Below are 5,140 nucleotides of genomic sequence, written 5' to 3' on the forward strand. Positions count from 1 at the left end.
TTTGATGGGGATTTTTTGTTTTATTTTTAGAAAAAATAAATTTTTATTGTAAATTAATATCTAAATAATGAACTCAACAAACAGAATAAAAATTATAGATATACTTAGGGGTTGGGCATTGCTGGTAGTGGTTATTTGTAATTATAGTGTTTTTGCTTATGATGAAAATTATCAAATAATAGGGAAAGGCTTTGTAAGCAAGATTTTGCAAACGCTAGAAAAATTTTTATTTTCAGCCAAAGGATGGTCTTTATTGTTTGTCTTGTTTGGTTTCGGTTTTGGAGTTTTTATGGATAAATTTCAAGGCAATTCTTATTTGGGTTTTATAAAACGTATGTTTATTTTGTTTGTTTTTGCATTTGTAAATAGTATTATCTACGATGGTGATATTCTGAGGGATTATGCTTTTTTAGGTTTGTTGATTTTATTTTTTTATAAACTATCAGCAAAGAAAATATTGATTATTGCTTCGATGATTTTATTTTTTATTCCGTTTTTAGATGCTTACATCAATGCTTTGGATATGTCGTATGTAGAAACTCAAATTGCAATTATTGCTCCATTGCGGTATAGTCACTCTATAGTAGATTTGTTTAAGTTTAATTTTTGGTCTTCGTACTATTTTGAAGTTGTCAACCTTGGATATTCGGTTACAGCACATTGTGTTATGTTTGTTTGTATGTTGCTTGGGCTTTGGGCACAGAAAACAAATTTTTTTGAAAAAGCTTCCTTTTATCCAAAGAGAATTAAAAAAATCATATTGATTTCTTTTGTTTCTGCTCTAGTCTTGAGTTTGATTTTATTCTTTTCATTTCAAAATAAGGCTACCTATTTGGCTTATTTTTCTCCCAATTATTGGATTGTTTTGTTGACTATGATTTTCACGACAGCGTGTATTTGTTTGTTGTTTTTGAAACAGCGTTGCAGGACTATTTTTGGTTGCTTTTCGATTGTTGGTCGAATGACTTTGACGAACTATATGGTGCAGAACCTCATTAGTTTTTTTATTTTTCAGGGTTTCGGATTGCGTTTATTCTATACTTTACCTTATTATTGTTATTTCTTGATTGCTGTTGGAGTTTATATTCTTCAGATATTTTTTAGTTTTTGGTGGTTAAAAAGCAATAATTATGGACCATTGGAAATTTTGTGGAGAAGATGGAGTTGTACTATATCAAAACCATGAAAAATAATGTTTAATTTTCCATTTTGCTGCGTGAGGGATAGCAGTGGAAATCCTTTTTGAGAGGAACGAACAAAAAGATTGCAACGAATAGCCCGACATAAATAAAATTAAGTGAGGCACGAACTAAATTTTATTTATGACACGCCATAATTCTAATAATTAAAATTATTTATCAACTTTTTATATGAATACTTATTTGTAATTTTACAATATGTATGCCATTGTTGATTGTAATAATTTCTATGCGTCTTGTGAGCGTGTATTTAATCCAGAATATATTAAGAAGCCAGTTGTTATTTTATCTAATAACGATGGCTGTGTTATTTCCCGGAGTGAAGAAGCAAAATTGCTTGGTATAAAAATGGGCGCTCCAGAATTCAAAATTCGTACCGAGTTGCAAAATTTGGATGTAAAGGTTTTTTCTTCAAACTATGCTTTGTATGGTGATTTTAGTTCGAGAGTAATGAATATTTTGAAGCAATTTTCTCCAAATGTTGAAATTTATAGTATAGATGAAGCGTTTTTGAATTTTGATGGAATGGAAATTTCAAGTTATGAAGAATACGGAATGCAAATGAAAGATAGAGTTCAAAAATGGTTGAGTTTACCTATTTCTATTGGGTTTGCACCTACCAAAGTATTGTCTAAAGTAGCCAATAGAATCGTAAAAAAATATCCTATTAGAACCAATGGAATTTATATTATTGATACTGATGAAAAACGTATCAAAGCATTAAAATGGACAAAAATTGAAGATGTTTGGGGAATTGGTTCTCGCCTAGCAAAAAAATTGAGACTTATAAATGTAAATACTGCTTTTGATTTTATTCAGCCTAAATATGAAAGTTGGATAAAACGTGAAATGGGTGTAATTGGCATGCGTTTAAAAAGTGAACTAGAAGGCAGATCTGTGCTTAATATTGAAGAATTAATAGTCACCAAAAAGAGTATTGCCATTACGCGAAGTTTCGAAAAAAAGTTAACCAATCTAGACGATTTGAAAGAGCGAGTTTCAACATTTGGAACGGTTTGTGCTGAGAAACTACGCAAACAAAATTCTTGTTGTTATAGCATAATTGTAATGTTGGTCAAAGACAAACATCAATACAAATCATATTATTCTAGTACAATTGAAACATTGCCTTTTGCTACGAATTCTAATATTACAATTAGTAATTTGGCAGTAAAAATGATTGAGAAAATTTTTGAACCAAATCAAATTTATCAAAAAGCAGGTGTTATTGTAACACAAATAAGTCCGCAGGATCAAAAACAATTGAATCTTTTTGAAGAAGAAAACCCTAAGCACCAAAAATTGATGGAAGTTATTGATGCTGTTCATAAAAAAGTAGGACAAAGAAAAATTCGCTTGGGAAATCAAGATTTGCAAAGGACTTGGAAAATGCGTCAGAACCATTTGTCAAAAAATTTCACTACAGATATTAAAGATATTATTGAAGTAAAATGCCAATAGAAAAATCAAAACTTATATTTTTTATTCCCGATTTGGAGAATTCCAGCGAATATCCTTTTATTGTAGACGGAATAAAAGCTGGATTTCCTTCGCCAGCCGCTGACTTTGATGGTACAAAAATAAGTCTTGATGCTTTTTTAGTAAAAAATAAAGACGCTACTTTTTATGCTAGAGCCAAAGGCAATTCTATGATTGGAGCTGGAATTAGCGATGGAGATCTTTTAGTTATTGATAGAAGTTTGGAACCTGTAAATAATAAAATTGCTATATGTTTAATTGATGGCGAATTTACAGTAAAACGTATTAAAATTGAGAAAGATTGTGTTTATTTAATGCCTGAAAACTCAGATTACAAACCAATTATAATTACTGATGATAATGTTTTAATTGTTTGGGGAATAGTTACTTATGTAATTAAAAGTTTGTAAAATTTACTGGATATCTTTCAATTTTAATTGCAAACTCACAGTGCCATTCCATTCGTTTTCATCAATAGTATATACTGCTTCAAACGATTTTTGATTTTCAATAGTATTCATTTTATTGGCTAAACTGAATCCTATCGCTGGGAAACCTTCGCTATTATTTTGTTTGATAAACAACCTTAAATGTTCGTCATCTTTACCCAATGTTTTTGCATAACCTGTATCCCGAATATTTTTTGAAATAAAAACTGGTGTCATGTTTTTAGGTCCAAAAGGTTCAAATTGCTTTAAAATTCTAAAAAATTTATCATTAATATTATTTAAGCTAATTTCTGCATCAATACTAATTTCTGGTTTCCTCAAATCTGGATGAATGCTATCTTTAACTACGTTTTCAAATTTATTTTTAAAAGCGGTGTAATTTTCTTCTTTTAAAGTCATTCCAGCAGCATACATATGTCCGCCGTACTGTTCTAAATGTTCAGAACTGGCTTCCAAAGCATCATAAATATCAAAATCTTTTACAGATCTTGCCGAAGCAGCCAACTTATCGCCACTTTTGGTAAAAACTATGGTTGGTTTATAATGTGTTTCAATAAGTCTTGAAGCTACAATTCCAATGACTCCTTTGTGCCAATCTTCTTGGTAAACAACAGTAGTATAAGTATTTTCTTCATCAGAATCTTCTATTTGTTGTAATGCTTCTCGCGTAATTCTTTTATCTAAATCTTTCCTGTCTGCGTTAAAAATTTCTATTTGCGATGCAAATTCTTCTGCTTGTGGCAAGTCAAATTCGGTCAATAATTCTACTGCATAGTTGCCATGTTTTATTCTTCCTGCAGCGTTAATTCTTGGCGCAATAATAAAAACTACATCTGTAATCGTTAACACTTTTTTCTTTAAATTCTGAATCAATGCTTTAATTCCTGGTCGCGGATTTGAATTGATGACTTCCAACCCAAATTTTGCCAAAATACGGTTTTCACCATTCATAGGTACTATATCTGCGGCAATGGCCGTTGCAACAAGATCCAAATAAGGAATCAAATCATCAATAGTTTGATTTCTGTTTTGAGCCAGTGCTTGTACGAGTTTGAAACCTACTCCACAACCACACAATTCATCATAAGGATAGGAGCAATCTTCACGTTTTGGATCTAAAACCGCAATGGCGTTCGGTAAAATTAATCCAGGACGATGGTGGTCGCAAATTATAAAATCGATATTTTTTTGATTGGCATATTCAACGTGATCAATAGATTTTATGCCACAATCTAATGCAATAATTAATGAAATTCCATTGTCATCAGCATAATCAATTCCCTTATAAGAAATGCCGTAACCTTCATCGTATCTATCTGGAATATAAGTGGTAACATTTGGATAATATGTTTTTAAGTAAGATGATACTAAGGAAACTGCAGTAGTTCCATCGACATCATAATCGCCAAAAATCATAATATTTTCTTTGTTTTTGATGGCTTTTTCGATTCTATCCACCGCTTTATCCATATCTTTCATCAAATATGGATCATGTAAATCTGATAAACTTGGACGAAAAAATTGTCTGGCTTGATTGTAACTCTCAATACCGCGTTGAATCAATAAACAAGCAATTTGTTCATCAACATGAAGTGTCGATGTCAATTCTTTTATTTTTTCAGCCGATGGTTTTGGTTTAACTGTCCAACGCATTCTTTTAGATTGTATTTCAGATTTATTTTAAACTTTTTCCCATGACACACACTACAATTTCGCCTTTTGGTGGTTTGGCTTCAAAATGTTTTAAAACTTCATCGGCAGTTCCTCTTACTGTTTCTTCATGCAATTTTGATATTTCTCTGGAAACCGAAACAGCTCTTTCTGCTCCAAAATACTGAATAAATTCAAGTAATGTTTTAACCAATTTGTGTGGCGAAACATATAAAATCATGGTTCGAGTTTCTTCTGCAAGAGCCAAATATCTGGTTTGTCGACCTTTTTTATCGGGCAAAAAACCTTCGAAAATAAACTTGTCATTTGGAAAGCCGCTATTTACAAGAGCAGGAACAAATG

At 31.2% G+C, this 5,140-nt stretch carries 5 protein-coding genes; 3 read left to right on the forward strand and 2 right to left on the reverse strand.

Annotation, left to right across the window (positions count from 1 at the left end; genetic code table 11):
- Positions 1-67 precede the first annotated feature (67 nt).
- The 3 genes from RMN92_RS13060 (at position 68) to RMN92_RS13070 (ending at position 3,088) form a co-directional block, all read left to right on the forward strand.
- Complete coding sequence (locus tag RMN92_RS13060; RefSeq protein WP_309609879.1) at positions 68-1,186, forward strand: DUF418 domain-containing protein; 1,119 nt, start codon at positions 68-70, stop codon at positions 1,184-1,186.
- Between the two features lie 211 nt (positions 1,187-1,397).
- Positions 1,398-2,660, forward strand: a complete 1,263-nt coding sequence (locus RMN92_RS13065) for a Y-family DNA polymerase (protein ID WP_309609880.1) — start codon at positions 1,398-1,400, stop codon at positions 2,658-2,660.
- A complete protein-coding gene (locus RMN92_RS13070; RefSeq protein WP_309609881.1) occupies positions 2,651-3,088 on the forward strand; it encodes a translesion error-prone DNA polymerase V autoproteolytic subunit in 438 nt (145 codons plus the stop codon). Before RMN92_RS13065 ends, RMN92_RS13070 begins: the two co-directional genes overlap by 10 nt.
- Before the next feature lie 3 nt (positions 3,089-3,091).
- Here the strand turns inward: RMN92_RS13070 and recJ are convergent, their stop codons facing one another.
- Together recJ and RMN92_RS13080 are read right to left on the reverse strand one after the other, a co-directional pair.
- Positions 3,092-4,780 (reverse strand): single-stranded-DNA-specific exonuclease RecJ, encoded by a 1,689-nt coding sequence (recJ, locus tag RMN92_RS13075; protein WP_309609882.1) that lies wholly within the window; start codon positions 4,778-4,780, stop codon positions 3,092-3,094.
- A 22-nt stretch (positions 4,781-4,802) separates the two neighbouring features.
- Positions 4,803-5,140, reverse strand: a 338-nt coding sequence (locus RMN92_RS13080) for a 16S rRNA (cytidine(1402)-2'-O)-methyltransferase (protein ID WP_409024864.1), incomplete at its 5' end; no start/stop codon positions are given.

The sequence above is a fragment of the Flavobacterium sp. genome, assembly GCF_031363805.1.
Classification (GTDB): domain Bacteria; phylum Bacteroidota; class Bacteroidia; order Flavobacteriales; family Flavobacteriaceae; genus Flavobacterium.

What these genes read in the sequence shown, in the direction of transcription:
- RMN92_RS13060 (WP_309609879.1), top strand. Translation starts at nt 68, where the DNA reads ATGAACTCAACAAACAGAATAAAAATTATAGATATACTTAGGGGTTGG.
- RMN92_RS13065 (WP_309609880.1), top strand. Translation starts at nt 1,398, where the DNA reads ATGTATGCCATTGTTGATTGTAATAATTTCTATGCGTCTTGTGAGCGT.
- RMN92_RS13070 (WP_309609881.1), top strand. Translation starts at nt 2,651, where the DNA reads ATGCCAATAGAAAAATCAAAACTTATATTTTTTATTCCCGATTTGGAG.
- recJ (WP_309609882.1), bottom strand. Translation starts at nt 4,780, where the DNA reads ATGCGTTGGACAGTTAAACCAAAACCATCGGCTGAAAAAATAAAAGAA.